Below are 17668 nucleotides of genomic sequence, written 5' to 3' on the forward strand. Positions count from 1 at the left end.
GTCCACCCAGCTACCCTCGGGTGCACGGCAGGCGGGGCTCAGAACGCGAGGGCCGCGCCGCCCGCGAGGCTCGCCTGCATCTCGCAGCTGTTGCCGAAGGTATGGGTCCAGGCGACTCGCTTGCCCTGCCACACGCCGTCGACGGTGACCACGACGGGCTTCCACTCCTTCGTGCAGGCCATGCCGGACGACATGCCGACGAGCTGGGTGAACTCGCCGTTGACCGCGCGCAGTTCGGCGCAGGCGGCGGACGGCGAGGGGTGGCTTCCCGAGGCCTTGGGCGTACAGGTCAGGGTCACGGCGCGTTGCATGGTCGCGGTGTTCGCCTCTTCGCCCTGGCCCACGGCGAGGACCAGTGACGAGGGCGCGTAGAGGCCGACGGGGGCGGCCTTGGGTTGGGCCTGCGCCGTGCCAGAGGTTCCGGACATCACACAGGCGGCCACGACAGCGGTGGCGCCCACCGTCTTGAGGAAGAAACGCACGTCAACTCTCCTTTGATGCGGGTGTTTTCCTGGTTGCGTACGGGAGTCTTGTCGGTGCGGAGAGTGAGCACCAAATATATGGTCGATTTCCGGATGCGTGTGTCCGCTGAGCGGTCGCCGGACGACTGTTCGGGCAGCTCAGAACGGGCGGCGGAGGTGCGGAAGGCCGCGCTACAAGTGTCCAACATGTGGACCGGAAGCGATTGTGCAAGCAAGAACAACAGCCTGACCTGCGACGACAGTTGTTTTGATTTTCTACCGGAATCGAGGGTCGACCGGAAAGCATCGGTGCTAAGGGGATCGGGGGTGCGCCCCGGACGACCGCACCCCCGCCGGCCCCGCCTCAGCCCAGCTTGACGCTGATCCGCTGACTGGCCCCCCTCGTGCCGCTGAGATCCCCGAAGGTCAGCTTCAGGGACGCACCCGTGACCGCCGACGTGACCGTGGCGGGCTTGGCCGTCACCGCGGACACGGCGCGGTTCCAGGTGAGGGTCAGGGAGCTCTGCGCGCGCATCGGGTCGCTGACGCAGATGACCGCGGTGCCGTCGCTCTTCTCGCTGATCTGTACGGAGCAGGGCGCGCTCGCGGTGAGCTTGCCCGCCGTGCCGCCGAACCAGAAGTTGACCCCGGTGAAGCCGAGCGAGGGCACGGAAACGCCTTGCTGGTTGTCGGAGTTGGCGAGGATCTGGAGCCATCCGGTGTCCGCGGACCGGGCCGCCGTCTGCGCCGCGCTCGCCCCCGGCATCAGGGCGTAGGCGTACGTCCCGTTCGTCGGGGCGGTGCCGTGGTCGACGTACATCGTGAGGTACTTGCGGGCGATCGCGGTCGTCGCGCCGCCCTTGTTGATGTCGCTCCACTTGCCGGTGCGCTGCTCGCGCAGCGCCTTCACCGTCGCGCCGCCGGGGAAGACATAACCGCCGTGGCCCCCGATGTGCGCCCACCTGGCGCCGGTGAGGGTCGCCGACCAGGGGGCGGTGGTCGGCTTGGCGGCGCCGTCCACCTGGAAGGCGGTGGTGCCCGTCGGGCCGAGGTTGCGGTTCTCGACGGTGGTCTCGACCGCCGCGCCGTCCGTGCAGACGATGCCCGCGCCCAGGCAGACGATCGTGTCGTCCAGGCAGAACCACGACTTCTTCGCACGCAGGGTGCTCTGCAGCCCCTTCAAGTACTGCCCGATGGAGGCCCGTTGGCCATCACTCGCGCCGCCCACCCACTTCACGTCCGGCATCGACGCGCCCCAGTCGCCGCCCGCGGCGTCCGCGAGCGCCTTGCGCGAAGCCGTGGTGCCGGGCAGCCGGTAGGGGTCGACGGTGGGCCAGAAGGCGTCGCTGTACTGCCCGTTGGCGTAGGTGTCGCCCCACCAATAGAGCATTCCGGAGCCGGTGTGCCAGCCCCGCAGGTTCTCGCCGTTGCCCGTCTCGTAGTACGTGATGCGGGGATCGGCCATGCTGATCGAAGCCGCCCAGCCGGGGCGGCGGTGCGTGGCGCGGGCCATGTCGGCGAAGAGCCGGTGGCCGGTGGGCTCGGCGATGGCGGCCACCGCCGTGTCGTCCTCAACCCCCTTCAGCCGGGCCAGACTTGTGAGCCCCAGCGAGGCGTCGCTCAGCGGCGGGCTGTAGTAGTCGCGCCGCATCCAGCCCTTGACCAGGCCGCGCCAGCGCGCGTTCTCGGCCGCGCTCGCGCCCTGACCGAGGAGCACGACGGCGGACATGATGGGGTGGCCGCGCCGATGGTCGTCGGCCTGGATCTTCTTGGTGTCGGACGCGGAGATGCCACGGCTGATGGCCCGGCCCGCGACGCCGTCCATGACGAGACCGTTGTAGATGAACGGCGCCCACGCCTTCTCCACGGCGTCGAAGATGATCTGCTTCTTGGCGTCCGTCACCTCCCAACTGGAGCCGCGCAACAGGGAGAAGAGCATGCCGATGCCGCCCAGCATCACCGATCCGTACGACCCCGTGTAGGGCACGGTGGTGTGCTGGATGAACGAGCCGTCGGTGTAGAGGCCGTCGCCGCTCGTCACGTACGGGAAGACGGGGGAGAGTGCGTCCCTGGCCAGCGCGATCTTCGCCGAATCGGCGCCGACTACCCCGCGCAGCGCCAGCACGCGGCACAGGTCGACGCGGTTCGCGCCGGTGCTCGTCCCGGTGTAGCTGCCCACCGCCGAGTCGGGCACGAAGTGGTCCACGGCCTTGCAGTAGTCGGCCACTTGGGCCGCCGACAGCTGGTCGTACATCAGCACGCAGACGTCTAGGAGATGCTGCGGGGCGCCTATCTGCCAGCTGTACCAGTTGCCGAACCGCGCCTGGTTCTCGTTGTAGATCTCCGCGTACAGATGATCGAGGCCGGTGAGGATGTCCGCCTTGAGGCCCGCGTCACCGGTCAGGCCCGTGCCCTCTTGCCGGTAGGCCTGGGCCATGGTGCCGAGTCGGCTGTAACCGGTTACTACGTTCGCCGAGTAGCCGTACGACTCCTGGTCGGTGTCCGGATCGGGATCGGCGTACGAGGCGTCCGGCCACAGGGACCCCGTGGCAGGGGCCATGGTGCCGCGCAACTCCCGCGCGGTGGCGCCCAGTTCGGCGAGGCGGCTCTTGAAGGGCTCGGCCGTGGGGGTGAAGCCTTCGCCGAGTATCAAAGTGCGCCACTTGGCGCGCAGTGTTCCGTACTCGTCGGCCGCCGCTGCCGCGGCCTCGTCGGAGGGCAGCAGCCCCGAGGACGTCAGGGCGAGCGCGGAGCCGCCGGTGGTCAGCAGGAAGGCGCGGCGGGACCAAGGAGAGTGCATGGGGTCTCCGATGGTGGGAGGGGGATGACGGGGTGGCGGGAGGGGATGACGGCATGGCGGGAGGGGGGGAGCGAGGCGGAAGAGGCGCGCGGGCCGTGAGGAGAGTAAGCGCTTTCTAGCATGGGTCCAGGCCACTGCTCAATGGGTCGCGCAACGCGCTGTAGCGTCAGGGGTATGAACGATCACGCAGTGGTGGATGTGGGCGACGTACGCCTGGCCTATCGGACCTGGGGCGACTCGTACGGAGCGCCCGTCGTGCTGCTGCACGGGCTCGGCGGTTCCTCGGCGACCTGGGAGCAGGTCGGCCAGGTGCTCGGCGAGGAGTGGCGGGTGTACGCGCTTGATCTGCGCGGGCACGGGGAGAGCGACTGGCCCGACGAGTACTCGGTCGAACTGATGCGGGACGACGTGCTCGGCTTCCTCGACGAGCTCGGCCTCGACCGCGTGGGCGTCGTGGGCCACTCCATGGGCGGCGTCGTGGCGTACCTGCTCGCCGAGGAGCACCCCGACCGCGTCGAGCGCCTCGTCCTCGAGGAGACCCCGCCGCCCTACCCGCGTGACATGGCCGAGGCCCCCCGCCCCGAGGGGGCCCTCGACTTCGACTGGCCCGTGTCCCCCGCGGTCCGCGCCCAGATCTTCGACCCCGACCCGGAGTGGGCCGAGCGGCTCGGCGAGATCGTCGCACCGACCCTGATCGTGGCGGGCGGCCCGGACAGCAGCATGCCGCAGGAACGCATCCCCGACATGGCCACGGAGATCCCCGACTCCCGGCTGATCACGATCCCGGTCGGGCACTCGGTGCACGAGGCGAGCCCGCAGCAGTTCGCGGAGCAGGTCACCGAGTTCTTCACGAGCTGAGCGGGCGGGGTCTGTGCCGCTCGGCGGCCGCGAGTTACGCAGGGCGGGGCCGTGACTGGTAGAGGCGGGTGTAGTAGCGGCCCTCCGCCTCAAGGCCCGTGGGATCGTCGCCGGCCTTGAGCACCTGGTCCACCGCGCTGCTCTGCTCTGTGGCACCGCTGAACAGCCGCTGCGGATAGGTCCGTCGGGGATCGGTCTCGGTGGCGAGACCATGAGCGTCCAGACTGGCCAGGATCTGCTGGAAGGGCACCGTGCGCAGGACGAACGCGCTCACCCACACCGGGACGCGCGTCGCGTCGAGGAGCGCGTCGAAGGTGCGGTGGGTGATGTAGCCGATGCCTCCGGTGACCGTGATCAGGCCGACGCGCCCCACGGCACGGCGCAGCCCGTCGCTGGGCGGGTGACGCTCGAGGTTCTCCGCATAGGCCTCGTCGAGCAGCCCCACCTCCAAGGCATAGCGGGTCGCGTTCTCGGCCGTATCGAGGCCGACGACCGGGACGGCGTCCGCCCGCCGCCGCGAGGCGTAGAACTCCTTGTCCGACTCGATGAGCTCACCCCGGGTGAGGGCGGCCGTCTCGGCGCTCGTGTAGTGCGCGTACAGGTCCGTGAGCGTGAGGTCGTGGTTGAGCAGCGCCGCGTTGATCCCGTAGGAGCAGCAGAGGTCGAGGACCGTGACGGGGAGGTGGGTGCCGCGCACCGCCGACCGCTGGGCGAGCGTGCCCCGGAAGACGTCCTGAGCCTGGTGCGGTATCTCGTACTGCAGGGGGGCCAGCGTACGGAAGTACGCGCGGGGGTCAGGCTGGTTGTAGATGTCGTCGAACCGGGTCTTGCCTGCCGCGGTGGTGGTTCGGGCACCGGTCATGAGGCATGCCTCCTCTTGCTGAGTGGCGGGTCTACGGCCGCGATACGTCTACCTGACCCATGGCTCAACCCGATAGACCTCCTGGCGGTAACCGGCCACGACGGCGGCTACGCGCCCCTGCCGCAGTCCCGGCCGGATCCGTGTGCGCGCTGGTCAAAGGCCGGTTGTCCGCTCCTGTCCAAGAACGCCTCCGAAGCTGGTTCAGGCCCGAACGGCCGGGATCATGACTATGCCGCCGTCGGCCGTTTCGGGATCGGCTTCGCCGAGGGGGCGGGTGGTGCGGGTGAAGGCGGCTGTGCCTGCTGGGCCTTCTCCAGGAAGCGCAACAGCTCTACGGGGAAGGGCAGCACGAGGGTCGAGTTCTTCTCGGCGGCGACCGCCACCACGGTCTGCAGGAGCCGCAGTTGGAGCGCGGCGGGTTCGTCCGCCATCTCGTGTGCGGCCTGGGCCAGCTTCTTGGATGCCTGCAGCTCGGCGTCCGCGTTGATCACGCGGGCCCGCCGCTCACGGTCGGCCTCGGCCTGCCGGGCCATCGAGCGTTTCATCGTCTCCGGGAGCGAGACGTCCTTGATCTCGACCCGGTCGATCTGCACGCCCCAGCCGAGGGCGGGCGAGTCGATCATCAGCTCCAGACCTTGGTTGAGCTTCTCGCGGTTGGAGAGCAGATCGTCCAGGTCGCTCTTGCCGATGATCGACCGGAGCGACGTCTGCGCCATCTGCGAGACCGCGAAGCGGTAGTCCTCGACCTTGATCACCGCGTCGGCGGCGTCGATCACCTTGAAGTAGATGACCGCGTCGACGCGCACCGTGACGTTGTCCCGGGTGATGCCGTCCTGCGCCGGGACCGGCATGGTCACGATCTGCATGTTCACCTTGTGCAGCCGGTCCACGCCGGGCACCACCATGGTGAACCCCGGCTGGCGGACGCTCTCCCGCAGCCGCCCGAGACGGAGCACCACGCCCCGCTCGTACTGTTTGACCACGCGAGCAGCCGACACCACGTACACAAACCCGGCAGCCGCGACCGCGGCCCCTGCTGTGAGCAGCTCTTCGACCATGACGACCCCCAATCTTCCGAGTCGCCCGTCATTAACAAAGATATGCCCAGGTTTGTCCACGGTCGAGCCCTTGCCGTCGGACCGCTGACTAGGGTGGGCACGGTGTTCACCTCCCAGGGACCCACACTCCGCGAACTGGCCGTGCAAGCCCTTTCCTCCATCGAGGACGGCTACGACCTGCTGGCCCCGAAGTTCGACCACACCCCGTTCCGTACGCCCGACCGGATCCTTGACGCGGTCGCGGACACGCTGAGTGACCTCGGTCCTTTCGACGCGGGTCTCGATGTCTGCTGCGGCACCGGCGCGGGCGTCGAGACGCTGCTGCCGCTGTGCCGGGAGCGGGTCACCGGCCTCGACCTCAGCGCCGGGATGCTGGCCGAGGCGCGGGCTGCCGTGGTCCCCCGGGACGGCGGGCCCGCGGTGGAGTGGGTGCGCGCCGACGCCCGTGCCCTGCCCTTCACCGAGGCCTACGACCTCGCGGTGAGCTTCGGGGCGTTCGGCCACTTCCTGCCCGCCGAGCGGCCACGGCTGTTCGCGGAGGTCTGCGGGGCGCTGCGGCCCGGCGGGGTCTTCGCCTTCCCGATCGGCGCGCCGCCGCCCCCGACCTCGCCGCTGTACTGGGCGCTGCTCGGCTTCGACGGGGTGATGCGGGTGCGGAATCTGCTGTGGCGCCCGCCGTTCGTCATGTACTACCGGACCTTCCCGCTGCGGGGAGTCCTTGAGGACCTGCTCCGGGCCGGGTTCACGATGCGGCTGCACCCGCTGGAGGAGTTCGGCCGCCGGGGCGACGGCAGCCCCAGGTGGTGCCTCGTCGAGGCGCGGAAGGTCTGAGCGTCACCCGCGTCCCCGGCTCATTGGAACGCCTTGCGGTAGGCCTGCGGGCTGACACCGGCGACGCGCTTGAAGCGGTCGCGGAAGGCGGTGGGCGATCCGAAGCCGACCTGGACGGCGATGCGCTCGACGGAGTGCCCCGTCGTCTCGAGCAGGTGCTGTGCCTGCCGGATCCGCGTGCGGTGCAGCCACTGCAGCGGTGTGCTGCCCGTCTGCTCCCGGAAGCGGCGCAGCAGGGTGCGGGTGCTCATCCCCGCCCGGCCCGCGATGTCCTCCAGCGTGAGTTCGCTCCTGGTGTTCTCATCCAGCCAGCGCAGCACCGGCTCCAGCTCCGATCCCTGGGGCGTGGGCGGGGCCTCGGAGACGATGAACTGGGCCTGGCCGCCCTCGCGTTCCAGGGGCATCACCGAGAGGCGGGCCGCGTCCGCGGCGACGGCGGAGCCGTAGTCCCGGCGGATCAGGTGCAGGCAGAGGTCGAGCCCGGCGGCGGCGCCGGCGGACGTCAGGATCTGCCCGTTGTCGACGTAGAGCACGTCCGGGTCGACGTCGATGTCGGGATGGCGTTCGGCGAGCACGGCCGCGGCCATCCAGTGCGTGGTGGCGCGGAGCCCGGACAGGAGACCGGCCGCGGCCAGCGTGAAGGTGCCCGCGCAGATGGAGGCGATCCGGGTGCCGTCGGCCGCCGCGTCCCGCAGCGCGTCCAGCACCGCGTCGGGGACCGGCCGGGACGCGTCGGCCCTGCCGGGCACGATGATCGTGTCCGCGTCCGCGAGCCCCTCCAGGCCCCACGGCGCCCGGAGCGTGAACAGACCGGCGTCGACCTCCGGCGCGGCGGCGCAGACACGCACCCGGTAGCCGGCCCGCCCGCCCGGCAGCCGGGTACGGCTGAAGACCTCGATCGGGGTGGACAGGTCGAACGGGATGACGGTGTCCAGCGCCAGGACGGCCACGGTGTGCATGGCGGCAACGTACGCCGGCGCCGCCATCCCGCCAAGCGCGTGCACAGGCGGTACGGCCTGCCCGTGGCGCGTGAACTGGCCTGGGATTCCATGGCGGTATCTCTGCGGAACCTGTCACTAATGCCACTGTTCCGCGGACGCGGACGCTGGCTAATCTCGGCGACCGGGTCCCGATCGGGAGCCACCTGACCACCCGACCTCCGCCGTTCTTCGAATCCCGAGGGCCCGCCGTGACCAAGTTCTTCCTGACGCTCCATGTGCTGGCCGCCATCCTCGCCGTCGGCCCGGTCACCGTCGCCGCCAGCATGTTCCCCGCGGCCCTGCGCCGCGCCCAGGCCGACCCGCAGGACGCGTCGGCCGTCGCCTCGCTGCGCCTGCTGCAGCGCATCTGCTCGGTGTACGCGTTCGTCGGCGTCGCCGTCCCCATCACCGGCTTCGCGACCGCCGCCAGCCTGAACGTGCTCGGCAGCGCCTGGCTGATCGTATCGATCATCCTCACCGCCGCCGCGGCCGTGGTGCTCATCATTCTCGTCCTGCCGCGTCAGGAGGCGGCGCTCGACGCGGTGACCGGGGAAGGCCGCATCGACGTGGACGGCCACCCGGTCGACGGAGCGGGTGTGGTGGCCGTGGGCGAGCGCACCAGCAGCCAACTCGCCATGTACACAGGCGTGTTCAACCTCCTCTGGGCCACCGTCACGGTCCTTATGATCATCCGGCCCGGCTCCACGACGGGAGCCTGATCCCTTCTCCCGGGATCCTGATCCCCCGTACGCCGTCGATTGACCGACCGGCAGCCCCGCAGTAGAGGTGGTCAGACGCTCAACTTCCTTTGAGGGGGTGCTCGATGGGGACGGTGAACGATTCGGACGCGGGCGCGGAGAGGGATCCCGACGAGTTCGGAGCCGATCCGCGCGGAGCGATCGGCGACGAACCGGTGAGCCGCGGACCCGAAGGGTTCCAGGCCCCGGCTCCAGGGCTTCCCCACGGGGAGGCGTGGCACAAGCCGGGCGCCGCGCCCACCGCCGCGGACGCACCACCGGAAGGGTGAGACCGTGGGTCTGACGATCAGCAACCACTACCGGGCACGCGTGTATGTGGCGATCGGCTTCTCCGACGACACCTGCCGTTTCAACACCGGGCCGCACATCATGGGCTGGTGGGGCATCGACCCGGGGCGTTCCGCGCTCGTGTACGCCAACGACGTCAACAAGTACAGCCCCAAGTGGTTCTACGTGGCCGAGGCGGTGAACAACGGTCCCGTCTGGGCCGGGCAGTACGTCACGCAGGTTCCGGACCAGGCCTTCAATCGGTGCTGGAAGCCGTCGGTGTCGGGTGGGCATCCGCGCGGCTTCCGCGAACTCGATGTCGGCGACCACGAGAACTTCACCCTCCACCTCACGGGCGGATAGATCACTGTTGACCCCCGTGGAGCGAAAGCCCTAAGTTCGGTGAACGCACGTTCACCAGCGCTTTCCGTACCACGGGGGAATCAGGAATGGTCCGTGCACCACATGCTCCGCAGGCCTCCGACCCGGCCGACCTGCCACCGGACGCCGCCCTGTACGTGGAGCTGGCGCTGGACGCCGCCGAACAGGAACGCGTCCGCGCCGTCACGCCGGGCCCGGTCTGGTTCGCCGAACCGGACTCCGAAGCGGCCGACGACGCGCGTGTGCTCGCCGACTCCCACATCGCCCTCGGCAACCCGAGGGCGGACTGGGTGGAGAAGGCGCCGCGGCTGCGCTGGCTGCAGCTCGCGTCCGTCGGCATCGACCGCTACGCCGGCCTCGACTGGCCGGTCCTGGGAGAGCGTCTGACCGTCACCAATCTCGGCGGCCTCTTCGCCGAACCGGTCGCGGAGACCTGCCTCGCGGGCATCCTCGCGCTCTACCGCGGGGTCGACGTACTGGCAGGACTTCGTGCCGGGGAGTCCTGGTCCAAGCTCGACGTACGGCCCGGCCTTCGCCTCCTGGGCGGCGCGAACGTCCTCATCCTTGGCAGGGGATCCATCGCCCTGCGCCTCGCCGAACTCCTCGTCCCCTTCGGCTGCTCCGTCACGCACTTCGCACGGGGCGACGGCGACCTCCGCACCCGACCGGAACTCGACGCCGGGCTCCCCGAGTTCGACATCGTCGTGGGACTGCTGCCGGGCACGGCCGAGACCGCCGGGCTCTTCGACCGGCGGCGCATCGGCCGGCTGCGCCCCGGCGCGGTCTTCGTGAACGCCGGTCGCGGCACCCTGGCGGACGAGGACGCCCTGGTCGCCGCCCTCGCCTCCGGCCGCCTCGGCGGCGCGGTCCTCGACGTCACCCGCCAGGAGCCGCTGCCCGCCGGGCACCCCCTGTGGAGCTGCCCGAACGTCATCCTCACCCAGCACACCGCGGGCGGATCACGCGACGAGACGAAGCGGATCCTCGACCTGTTCGCGGACAACTGGCGGCGGCTCGCAGGCGGGGATCCGCCGCACAACGTCGTGCGGTGGTCCCAGGGTTACTAGGAGGACGGCAGCGGACCCACCGCAGGCGGTCAGAGGAAGTGGAAGCCCGGCCTCGGGTGCATGAGGAAGTCGTGGTGCGAGATGTTCCACGCGTACGCACCCGCCATCGCGAACACCACCCGGTCCCCGGCCCGCAGCCCCGCCACCGGAACCCGCCGGGACAGGACGTCCTTCGGGGTGCACAACTGCCCCGCGAACGTCACCCGGCCCTGCCGCGCCTCGGACCTGGGCCACGGATGCGGCCACGGCTCACGCGCGGGGAGCACGGTGCAGGGCTGGTCGTGGCCCTTGGCCGCGGGGGTGCGCAAATGGTGGGTGCCGCCGCGCACCACCGCGAACTCCTCGCCGTGGCTCTGCTTCACGTCCAGGACCTCGGTGGCGTACCAACCGCAGTACGCAGTCAGTGCCCGCCCCGGCTCGATGCGGAGCGTCAGTTCGGGGTGCGCCGCGCAGAGCCGGGCGAGGCCGTCGCCGTACCGGGCCCAGTCGAAGCGCGCGCCGGGCTCGGCGTAGTCCACGCCCATCCCGCCGCCGACGTTGACCTCCGACAGCCGGATGCCGTGCCGCCGGGCGAGCGCCTGCGACCAGGTCACGACGGAATCGGCGACCGCGAGCTGGCGCGGTGCGTCGAGTCCGCTGGCCAAATGGGCGTGCACGCCGAGCAGATGCAGCTGCGCGAAGCTTCCGTCGGCGAACCCGGAGACCGCGGAGTCCGCAGAGACCACGGAGTCTGCCTCGCTCGGGTCGATGCCGAACGGCGTGGGGCGTCCGCCCATCGCCAGTGAACTCCCCGCCAGGGCATCGGCGTTGAGGTCGAGGTTGAAGCGGAGCAGGACCCCGACGCGGGTGTGCGGCACGACGCGGGCGGCGAGCGCTGCCAGCATCCGCAGCTCGTACGCGCTCTCCACATGGAAGCGCTCCACGCCGAGCTCAAGGGCCGCCGTGATCTCGTCCGGCGTCTTGCCGGGACCGCCGAAGGCCAGCGGGCGTCCCGCCACCGCCTTGGCCACATGGGCGAGTTCACCGCCCGACGAGACTTCGTAGCCGTCGACGTGCGGGTCGAGCGCGGTCAGGATCTTCGGCTCCGGATTGGCCTTGGCGGCGTAATAGAGCTCGACCTGCCCAGGGAGCGCGGTGCGCACGGCGGCGGCATGGGTGTCCAGTGCCGCCAAGTCGTACAGGTAGGCGGGCAGTTCTTCCGGGGCGAGGCCGAGGGCGCGGTCACGTACGGCGGGAGTGGGGGCGGTCATCCGGCGGCGCTCCAAGGTGCGTCGGTGCGGGCACCCAGGTCCCGTACGTGCTCGGCGAGCGGAAAGGGTGAGGTGAGACGGACATAGCCCGCGTCCCGGTCGGCCTTGCGCTCCCAGCGGGTGAGCAGATTGGCCTTGGCGGGCAGCGGCACTCCGGCGAGCAGGGCGCTGAGCCGGGGCGGGCAGCCGTGGGCGTCGGCGAACTCCTGCACCGTGGCCCGGACGTGTGACCAGAGCGCGGGCTCGGTGTGCGGATGGAGGTCGGCGAGGGCGGCGAGCAGCTCGGCGACGTGGTTGACCAGGAGGCAGTAGACGACTCGGTCCCAGCCGCGCTGCGCGTCGTACGTCATCGGGCCCGCGACCTCGGGCGGGAGCGCGGCCAGGGTCTCCGCGTGACGCTCGGGCAGGAGCTTGGTGCCCTCCAGGTCGCGGAAGAGCACCTGGGCGGGCATGCCGTCGTCGTCGACGCAGATCAGGACGTTCTGCAGATGTGGTTCGAGCACGAGACCGTGGTCGAAGTACGCGGCGAGCACCGGTGGCAGCAGGAGCCGCAGATACGTCCGCCACCACTCGAGGGCCTGTTGCGGCCCCGCGCCCGCCAGGAGCCGGGAGATGTGGCCGGGCCCCGTCGGATACTCGTCCGCGACGGCCGCGGCGAGCAGGGGCGTCGTTCCGGGGATGAGCCGTCCCGCGAGGCCTTCGCGGACGATGACGCCGAAGCCCTCCAGGAGGGCGACGTCAAGGCGACCGTCGGGTCCCGCGAGTGCCAGGCTGCGGTAGGCGGGCTCGCGGAGCACGGCGCTGCCCGGGAAGCGGACGGCCAGGTCGTCCAGGGCGCCTTCGAGTACGCGGGTGAGTGCGACGGCGCCCGACAGCTCGTAACTGGCGTTCTTGCGCAGGCAGTTGGTGATGCGGATGTTCAGGCTGAACTTCAGGAACGTGTCACCGTCGTACAGCGTGCGTACGGAGGCCGTGGCGGCGAACGGCGAGCCGCCGGGACCCAGGTCGACGACATCCCCGCGGTCCAGGGCGGCGCGCAGCCCCGGGTGCTCCCGCAGCAGGTCGTACTGCCAGGGGTGCACGGGAAGGAGACGGTAGCCGTCCGGCACGGTCCCGAGACGGTCGAGCGGGGCCGTGGCGCCCGGCAGCGCCGACTCCTCGACGACGAGATGATCCCGTACGGCGAGGTGGCGCAGCGGGAAGGAGGCCGCGGTCTCGGGGGCGTACGCGGACCAGTCGGCGAGGTCGCCGCCGCGGGCCTTGGGGGTGGGGTGGAAACGGTGGCCGAACAGCAGGGACTGCTCGGAGGCGAGGTAGTCGGCGAGCCACCGCGGAGCCGTCCCGGAGGAGGGCGCAGGGCGGTCGGCGGCGATCGCGGCGCTGACCCCTTCGTGGCTGGAGGCGATCTGCTCCAGGAACTCCTCATTGCGCACGCCGGTGCGCAGCGAGAGCTCGGCGTGCGTGTACTCGGCGAGGCGCGGCCAGTCCACCTCCACCCAGTCGCCGTCGCGCTGTTCGGTCACCGGGCCGGTGAAACGGTGGGCGCCGAGGAGCGACGCGCGGCGCAGAGCGACGCGCAGGAGGACCCCGCGGCGCGGCAGCCGGAGCAGGAGATCGCCGTCGACGACGGCGGTCTGGTGCTCGGGCCCCGAGACCTCGCGCAGCAGGCAGTTGAGGAGGGTGTGCGTCACCGCTTGGTCCGCGCTGGGCAGACGGGTGGGCGCGGCGCCGGCGACGGGGGCGCCTGCGATGAGGGCGGCGGACTGGGCGGGCGCCCAGGACGGGGCGGAGAACGTGCCGGTCGGCAAGGACATCAACGGCTCCAGCGGATGCGGGGCGAGCGGCGGAACAGGGCAGGAAGGGTGGCGGCGGCCAGGGCGATCAGGGCGATCGCGGCGCCGGTCAGGAGGGGAGCGGGCGGACCGAGGAGGCTGTTGCCGGCCGCTGCCGCGAGACCGGCGGCGACCGCGCCCCCTTTGGAGACGAGCTCCAGCGTGCCGAACATGCCGCCGGGCGGTCTGCCGTGGGCGCACTCGGCGGCGAGCACGGACAGGCTGACGAGGCCGAGCGTGAGACCCGCGCCGAGCACCAGCCGAACGACGGTGAAGGCGGCGAGCGAATCGGCGGCGCCGTGCCCGGCGAGACCGAGCGCGACCAGGCCGAACCCGGCGGCAATCCCCTGCATGGGGCGGCGCTCGACGGCCTGGTGCACCCGCAGCGCGAAGAGGAGATAGCACAGGTGCGGCAGGGCGAAGAGCGCGCCGGACACGACCGGCGAGACACCGGGTATTCGGTCCTCGATCAGCGCGATCAGGTAGGGGAAGGAGATGACGGTGGAGAGGACGAAGGCGAACTCGAAGGCGTAGAGCGCCCTGAGCGGCGCGAGCGGGACGGCGGCGTCCGGCACCTCGGCCGGGGCGGGCTTCGCAGGCTCCGCAGTGGGTTCCGGGAGGGCGGCGAGCATCGCGGCCGCCGCAAGCGGCAGGACGGCGAGCAGTGCGTACTGCCGGTGCGGCGAGATCCAGGGCGTCAGCGAGCCGACGACGATCGGCGCGAGGACGAGCGCCGCCCGCGCGGCACCCTGCATCAGGGTGAGCGCCCTGGAGAGGCCCGAACCGGTGAGCGCGGCGCCGAGGTAGCCGTTGGACGCGGCGAACGTGCCGCCGAGGACGCCTTGCAGCACCAGTGCCGTGACGAACGCGCCGAGGGAGTCGGCCCATCCGGCGAGCAAGAAGGAGACGGCGAGGCCGAGTTGGGCCCGCAGGAGCAGCCGTTTTCGGCCGAAGCGGTCGGCGGCGCGGCCCCACAGGGGCGCGCCGAGCGCGCCGAAGACGGTCGGGACGACGTACAGGAGCCCGGCCCAGCGGGCGCTCGCGTCGCCGAGATCCGGGAGGATCTCGGTGAGATACGGGGGCAGGCCAAGGGCGGCGAAGGATGCGACGAAGTAGCAGGCGGCGACGGCGTGCACCTGGCGTCGTCCGAGTCCCGCGCCCACGGTCGGGCCCTCCGTAAGAGTGTGCGCCGACGATGCGGTGGCCATCATGAAGTCCCCGTCTGCCGCAGGTAGTTGGGTCCCGTCGTGTAGTGCTTGTTGATGTCGGCGGCCCCGGAGCGCTCCTTGGACAGGAGAGTGCCCGCGGTGACCATCGCCTTGACGGGTAGCTCCGGCGCGTCCAGGACGCGCGCCCGAAGGAGTGCGCCCGGCTCGCCGGGGCCCGTGCCGAGCCGTGCGACCGCCTCGGCGAGCCGGTCGCGCACGAGCCTGAGCAGACGCTCCAGCGGGGCGTGGCCGTGCCGGGCGAGCCCGAAGGCGTAGGAGCCCGCACAGAGGTGGAGGGTGATGGTGGTGAACAGGTCGAGCACGGGGCCGTCTCCGTCGACGAAGATCCGCGCATCGTCGAACTCGCCGCGTTCCGGGGCCTGTTGCCCCATGGCCTCACGTAGTCGGGCGTGGTTGACGCGCGGCCCGTCGTTGTCCTTGAACAGCAGCCGCAGCCGGGTCCGGCGGCCCGCGTTGCCGTCGGTGTGCTCGTCCATCACCAGCGAGATGTTCTGCTGATGCGACTCCAGGGCGATCCCGTAGGCGAAGAGGGTGGTCTGCCAGTCGAAGAGGAGGGCGAGCGTGGCGTCCAGGAGGGCGAGGGGATCACCGCCGTAGAAGCGGTCGGCGATGTGGTCGATCAGCAGCCGGTCACCACCGGGCGCCTGGCACAGGAGCGCGGCCATCGGCACGACCACGGAGCCGTCGAGACCGGCGGGGTAGCGGCGCAGGAGCACGGCGATGAGCTCATGCCCGGCGTGCGCGAACCGGGTCTCGTCCGCGTGCAGGACGACCCCCTGGAACCGGGGCTCACGGGCGACGACGGCTTCGGTCAGCCGCTGGCCGGCGGCGCCGTCGACGAGGGTGCCCGGCTTGATGGTGCGCCGATTGCGCAGGCCCAAAGTGGCGGTGGCGAGCGGCAGTTTGAGGTGCCGCGCGGGGTGCGAGGTGAGGGCGACGGTACGCATCGACAGGGTCGGTACGACGTCGGATCCTGGCCCGTCGAGCAGCTGGGCCCGCCCGTCGAGCCCCGCTTCCCGCAGCGCGTCGCGCAGGGTGCCGTCCGCGGTCAACGGGTGCACGGGGAGCACGAGATGACTCCCTTCGAGCTCGGGTGCCCCTGCCTCGCGGGGCGAGAGCCAGGCGTCGGTGCCGCCGCCGACGGTGACGGCATCGCGGGGCAGGGCGAGCTGCCGTAGCGCGAAAGTGGGGTGGAACTCAGGGGCATACGCGCGCAGTTGGGGCACGGAGAGCCCGGAGCGCCCACGGGAGGTCGGATACACGGGGTGATCCGTCCGCGCGGCGAGGGTGTCGAAGCCGAGCCCGCCCGCGAGGCCGGTCCAGGTTGCGGGGTCGCCGCCGTACCGACCGGTGAGCAGGGCATCCGCCTCACCCTTCGTCCCGGCATGCAGCCGCATGGCGTCGAGCGCCTGCCCGCACTCCGCGGCGAGTGCCTCGAATCCGCCACGGTCCACGGGGTCGGCGAGGTCGCGCAGGGCGGACAGAACGCTGCCCGCGTCGGTGAGTTCGGCCCCGTCGGACTCCCGCCGGAGCAGGGGAAGCCGGGCGGCGTACGTCCCTTGGTAGCCGTCCGCCTGGACAGGCATCAGCAGGGCGTCACCGCCGGACGCGTCATGCCCGCCACTCAGCCTCAGCCACAAGCCGTCCGGATGCCGCACCGCCGTGCTCCGGGTGCGCCACCCCACCACGTCCTCGCGCAGGAGCGCGCTCAGTACGCGTAGCAGGAGCTCGGCCTCGACGTCGGCCGTGGTTGAAGGCGTCCCTTCAGGCAGACGCGTCACGGCGTGATCTCCCAGTGGTGACCGGCGAGGAAGTCCGCCACGGCTCGGTCCACCGCTGACTGGTCGGTGCCCGTGGCGCGGACCACGCCGAGGAAGTCCCGGTTCGTGCCGTGGAGTTCGTGGTGCTCGCCGAGTTCGCGTAGCGGTCGGTACGTCAGGCGCACTCCACCCACGACCACTTCGGTCGCACCCGGCGCAGCCGTCAGCGTTCCCGTGCGCTGCGCGCACGGGTAGTCGAGCCGTGCCCGGCCGTCCGTCCGCGCGCCCAGGTCCGAGGGGAGCGGCTCCCCCAGATGCGTACGGAGGATGTGCTCGAAGAGCGGTATGTCCAGGAGCTGGGCGAGGAGCAGGTCGCACTGGTCGCCGATGGCGCGGTAGTTGACCTCTATGAGCCGTGCACGCCCGTCCGCCACCACGAACTCCGTGTGGCATGCGCCGAACCCCACACCCAGCACGTCAAGTTGGGCCAGGACCTGGGACACCACCGGCTCCGGATGCGCCGGGGCGAACGTCATCCGCTCCTCTATGAAGTACGGCGGCGGCGACACCTGCGTACGGAAACCGCCAAGGACGTGCCGGACGTGGCCGTCGCCGAGCGTCTCCAGGGTGCACAACTCCCCGGCGAGATACTCCTCGACGACCAGTGCCGCCCCCGGACGCCGCGCCTGTATCTCCGCGCACCGCCGCACGAGCTCCCCGGGCCCCTCGACGAGCACCACGTCCTCGCTCGCCACGCCCTCCCGCGGTTTCACCACGCACGGGAACGGAACGTCGAGGGCGGTGATTTCGGCCGGGTCTTGGCCCGCGGCGAGCTCCGCCGACCAGACCGCGTCGGCCCCCGCGGCCGCCAGATGGCGCCGCATCTGCGCCTTGTCCTTGGTGCGCAGCGCCGCCCGCCAGTCCTTGCCGGGCAGCCCGAAGTACTCGGCGGCCAGGGCCGCTTGGGTCTGCAGGTGGTCGCTGTTGGTGAAGACCGCGCCGGGGGAGTGGTGCGCGGAGATCCGGCTGATGACGGCGCGGAAATCGCGTACGTCGCACTCCAGGATCTCCAGGGATTCGAGGTTCTCCCGGGCACAGCCGACCCGGTGGGCGTCCGGCTGATCGGTGAGGAGGGTGACGTCGAGGCCGAGCCCGCGCGCGGCGGGCAGAAAGCCTTCGGTGACCGAGTCGGTGGGGTTGCGGGCAAGGACGTACAGCCGCATGGGCGAGTCCACTTCCGGGTGCGAGCGGAGGTGCATGTGGGGGGTGGGGGA

15 protein-coding genes and 1 pseudogene are annotated in these 17668 nt (G+C 71.3%); 6 read left to right on the plus strand and 10 right to left on the minus strand.

Translation table 11 applies throughout. The features are described from left to right. Window positions 1–38: 38 nt before the first annotated feature. Together ABD378_RS05950 and ABD378_RS05955 are read right to left on the minus strand one after the other, a co-directional pair. On the minus strand, window positions 39–482 hold the full coding sequence (locus ABD378_RS05950) for a subtilase-type protease inhibitor (RefSeq protein ID WP_344519352.1): 444 nt from the start codon (window positions 480–482) through the stop codon (window positions 39–41). A 343-nt stretch (window positions 483–825) separates the two neighbouring features. Beyond that, window positions 826–3261, minus strand: coding sequence for a polysaccharide lyase 8 family protein (locus tag ABD378_RS05955; protein ID WP_344519353.1), 2436 nt, complete (start codon window positions 3259–3261; stop codon window positions 826–828). A 174-nt stretch (window positions 3262–3435) separates the two neighbouring features. Between ABD378_RS05955 and ABD378_RS05960 the strand changes: the two genes are divergently transcribed. Then, window positions 3436–4119 carry an alpha/beta fold hydrolase gene (locus ABD378_RS05960; RefSeq protein WP_344519354.1) on the plus strand — a complete coding sequence of 228 codons (684 nt, stop codon included), beginning with the start codon at window positions 3436–3438 and terminating at the stop codon, window positions 4117–4119. Window positions 4120–4153: 34 nt separating this feature from the next. Here ABD378_RS05960 and ABD378_RS05965 read toward each other — a convergent pair whose 3' ends face one another. Next, window positions 4154–4981, minus strand: coding sequence for a hypothetical protein (locus tag ABD378_RS05965; protein ID WP_344519356.1), 828 nt, complete (start codon window positions 4979–4981; stop codon window positions 4154–4156). A 233-nt stretch (window positions 4982–5214) separates the two neighbouring features. Then, window positions 5215–6039 (minus strand): annotated as a pseudogene (locus tag ABD378_RS05970) (slipin family protein); the annotation flags it as partial. Window positions 6040–6141: 102 nt separating this feature from the next. Here ABD378_RS05970 and ABD378_RS05975 point away from each other — a divergent pair. Continuing rightward, on the plus strand, window positions 6142–6870 hold the full coding sequence (locus ABD378_RS05975; protein WP_344519357.1) for a class I SAM-dependent methyltransferase: 729 nt from the start codon (window positions 6142–6144) through the stop codon (window positions 6868–6870). 20 nt (window positions 6871–6890) lie between these two features. Here ABD378_RS05975 and ABD378_RS05980 read toward each other — a convergent pair whose 3' ends face one another. Then, window positions 6891–7829 (minus strand): GlxA family transcriptional regulator, encoded by a 939-nt coding sequence (locus ABD378_RS05980; protein ID WP_344519358.1) that lies wholly within the window; start codon window positions 7827–7829, stop codon window positions 6891–6893. 230 nt (window positions 7830–8059) lie between these two features. On the opposite strand from ABD378_RS05980, the gene ABD378_RS05985 reads away from it, so the two are divergent. From ABD378_RS05985 to ABD378_RS06000, 4 genes are all read left to right on the plus strand, one after another. Continuing rightward, window positions 8060–8569: a hypothetical protein gene (locus ABD378_RS05985; protein ID WP_344519359.1), complete on the plus strand. Its 510-nt coding sequence runs from the start codon at window positions 8060–8062 to the stop codon at window positions 8567–8569. Between the two features lie 104 nt (window positions 8570–8673). Further along, window positions 8674–8877 (plus strand): hypothetical protein, encoded by a 204-nt coding sequence (locus tag ABD378_RS05990; protein ID WP_344519361.1) that lies wholly within the window; start codon window positions 8674–8676, stop codon window positions 8875–8877. A 4-nt stretch (window positions 8878–8881) separates the two neighbouring features. Beyond that, the gene (locus tag ABD378_RS05995) at window positions 8882–9238 is read left to right on the plus strand and encodes a DUF1036 domain-containing protein (RefSeq protein ID WP_344519362.1); all 357 of its coding nucleotides are present in this window, start codon (window positions 8882–8884) and stop codon (window positions 9236–9238) included. 86 nt (window positions 9239–9324) lie between these two features. After that, window positions 9325–10323 (plus strand): D-2-hydroxyacid dehydrogenase, encoded by a 999-nt coding sequence (locus tag ABD378_RS06000; protein ID WP_344519363.1) that lies wholly within the window; start codon window positions 9325–9327, stop codon window positions 10321–10323. A 29-nt stretch (window positions 10324–10352) separates the two neighbouring features. On the opposite strand, the gene ABD378_RS06005 is transcribed toward ABD378_RS06000, so the two are convergent. The 5 genes from ABD378_RS06005 to ABD378_RS06025 are packed head-to-tail and all read right to left on the minus strand — an operon-like array spanning window position 10353 to window position 17617. Further along, window positions 10353–11573 carry a type III PLP-dependent enzyme gene (locus ABD378_RS06005; RefSeq protein WP_344519364.1) on the minus strand — a complete coding sequence of 407 codons (1221 nt, stop codon included), beginning with the start codon at window positions 11571–11573 and terminating at the stop codon, window positions 10353–10355. Beyond that, window positions 11570–13387: an IucA/IucC family protein gene (locus ABD378_RS06010; RefSeq protein ID WP_344519365.1), complete on the minus strand. Its 1818-nt coding sequence runs from the start codon at window positions 13385–13387 to the stop codon at window positions 11570–11572. The genes ABD378_RS06005 and ABD378_RS06010 overlap by 4 nt, the downstream gene beginning before the upstream one ends. Continuing rightward, a complete protein-coding gene (locus tag ABD378_RS06015) occupies window positions 13387–14613 on the minus strand; it encodes an MFS transporter (protein ID WP_344519747.1) in 1227 nt (408 codons plus the stop codon). The genes ABD378_RS06010 and ABD378_RS06015 overlap by 1 nt, the downstream gene beginning before the upstream one ends. Then, the gene (locus ABD378_RS06020) at window positions 14613–16415 is read right to left on the minus strand and encodes an IucA/IucC family protein (protein WP_344519366.1); all 1803 of its coding nucleotides are present in this window, start codon (window positions 16413–16415) and stop codon (window positions 14613–14615) included. The genes ABD378_RS06015 and ABD378_RS06020 overlap by 1 nt, the downstream gene beginning before the upstream one ends. After that, complete coding sequence (locus ABD378_RS06025; RefSeq protein WP_344519367.1) at window positions 16412–17617, minus strand: ATP-grasp domain-containing protein; 1206 nt, start codon at window positions 17615–17617, stop codon at window positions 16412–16414. Before ABD378_RS06025 ends, ABD378_RS06020 begins: the two co-directional genes overlap by 4 nt. Window positions 17618–17668: the final 51 nt, after the last annotated feature.

Source organism: Streptomyces rectiviolaceus (assembly GCF_039533825.1).
Classification (GTDB): Bacteria; Actinomycetota; Actinomycetes; order Streptomycetales; family Streptomycetaceae; genus Streptomyces; species Streptomyces rectiviolaceus.

What these genes read in the sequence shown, in the direction of transcription:
- ABD378_RS05955 (WP_344519353.1), bottom strand. Translation starts at nt 3,261, where the DNA reads ATGCACTCTCCTTGGTCCCGCCGCGCCTTCCTGCTGACCACCGGCGGC.
- ABD378_RS05960 (WP_344519354.1), top strand. Translation starts at nt 3,436, where the DNA reads ATGAACGATCACGCAGTGGTGGATGTGGGCGACGTACGCCTGGCCTAT.
- ABD378_RS05965 (WP_344519356.1), bottom strand. Translation starts at nt 4,981, where the DNA reads ATGACCGGTGCCCGAACCACCACCGCGGCAGGCAAGACCCGGTTCGAC.
- ABD378_RS05980 (WP_344519358.1), bottom strand. Translation starts at nt 7,829, where the DNA reads ATGCACACCGTGGCCGTCCTGGCGCTGGACACCGTCATCCCGTTCGAC.
- ABD378_RS05990 (WP_344519361.1), top strand. Translation starts at nt 8,674, where the DNA reads ATGGGGACGGTGAACGATTCGGACGCGGGCGCGGAGAGGGATCCCGAC.
- ABD378_RS06000 (WP_344519363.1), top strand. Translation starts at nt 9,325, where the DNA reads ATGGTCCGTGCACCACATGCTCCGCAGGCCTCCGACCCGGCCGACCTG.
- ABD378_RS06005 (WP_344519364.1), bottom strand. Translation starts at nt 11,573, where the DNA reads ATGACCGCCCCCACTCCCGCCGTACGTGACCGCGCCCTCGGCCTCGCC.
- ABD378_RS06010 (WP_344519365.1), bottom strand. Translation starts at nt 13,387, where the DNA reads ATGTCCTTGCCGACCGGCACGTTCTCCGCCCCGTCCTGGGCGCCCGCC.
- ABD378_RS06015 (WP_344519747.1), bottom strand. Translation starts at nt 14,613, where the DNA reads ATGGCCACCGCATCGTCGGCGCACACTCTTACGGAGGGCCCGACCGTG.
- ABD378_RS06025 (WP_344519367.1), bottom strand. Translation starts at nt 17,617, where the DNA reads ATGCGGCTGTACGTCCTTGCCCGCAACCCCACCGACTCGGTCACCGAA.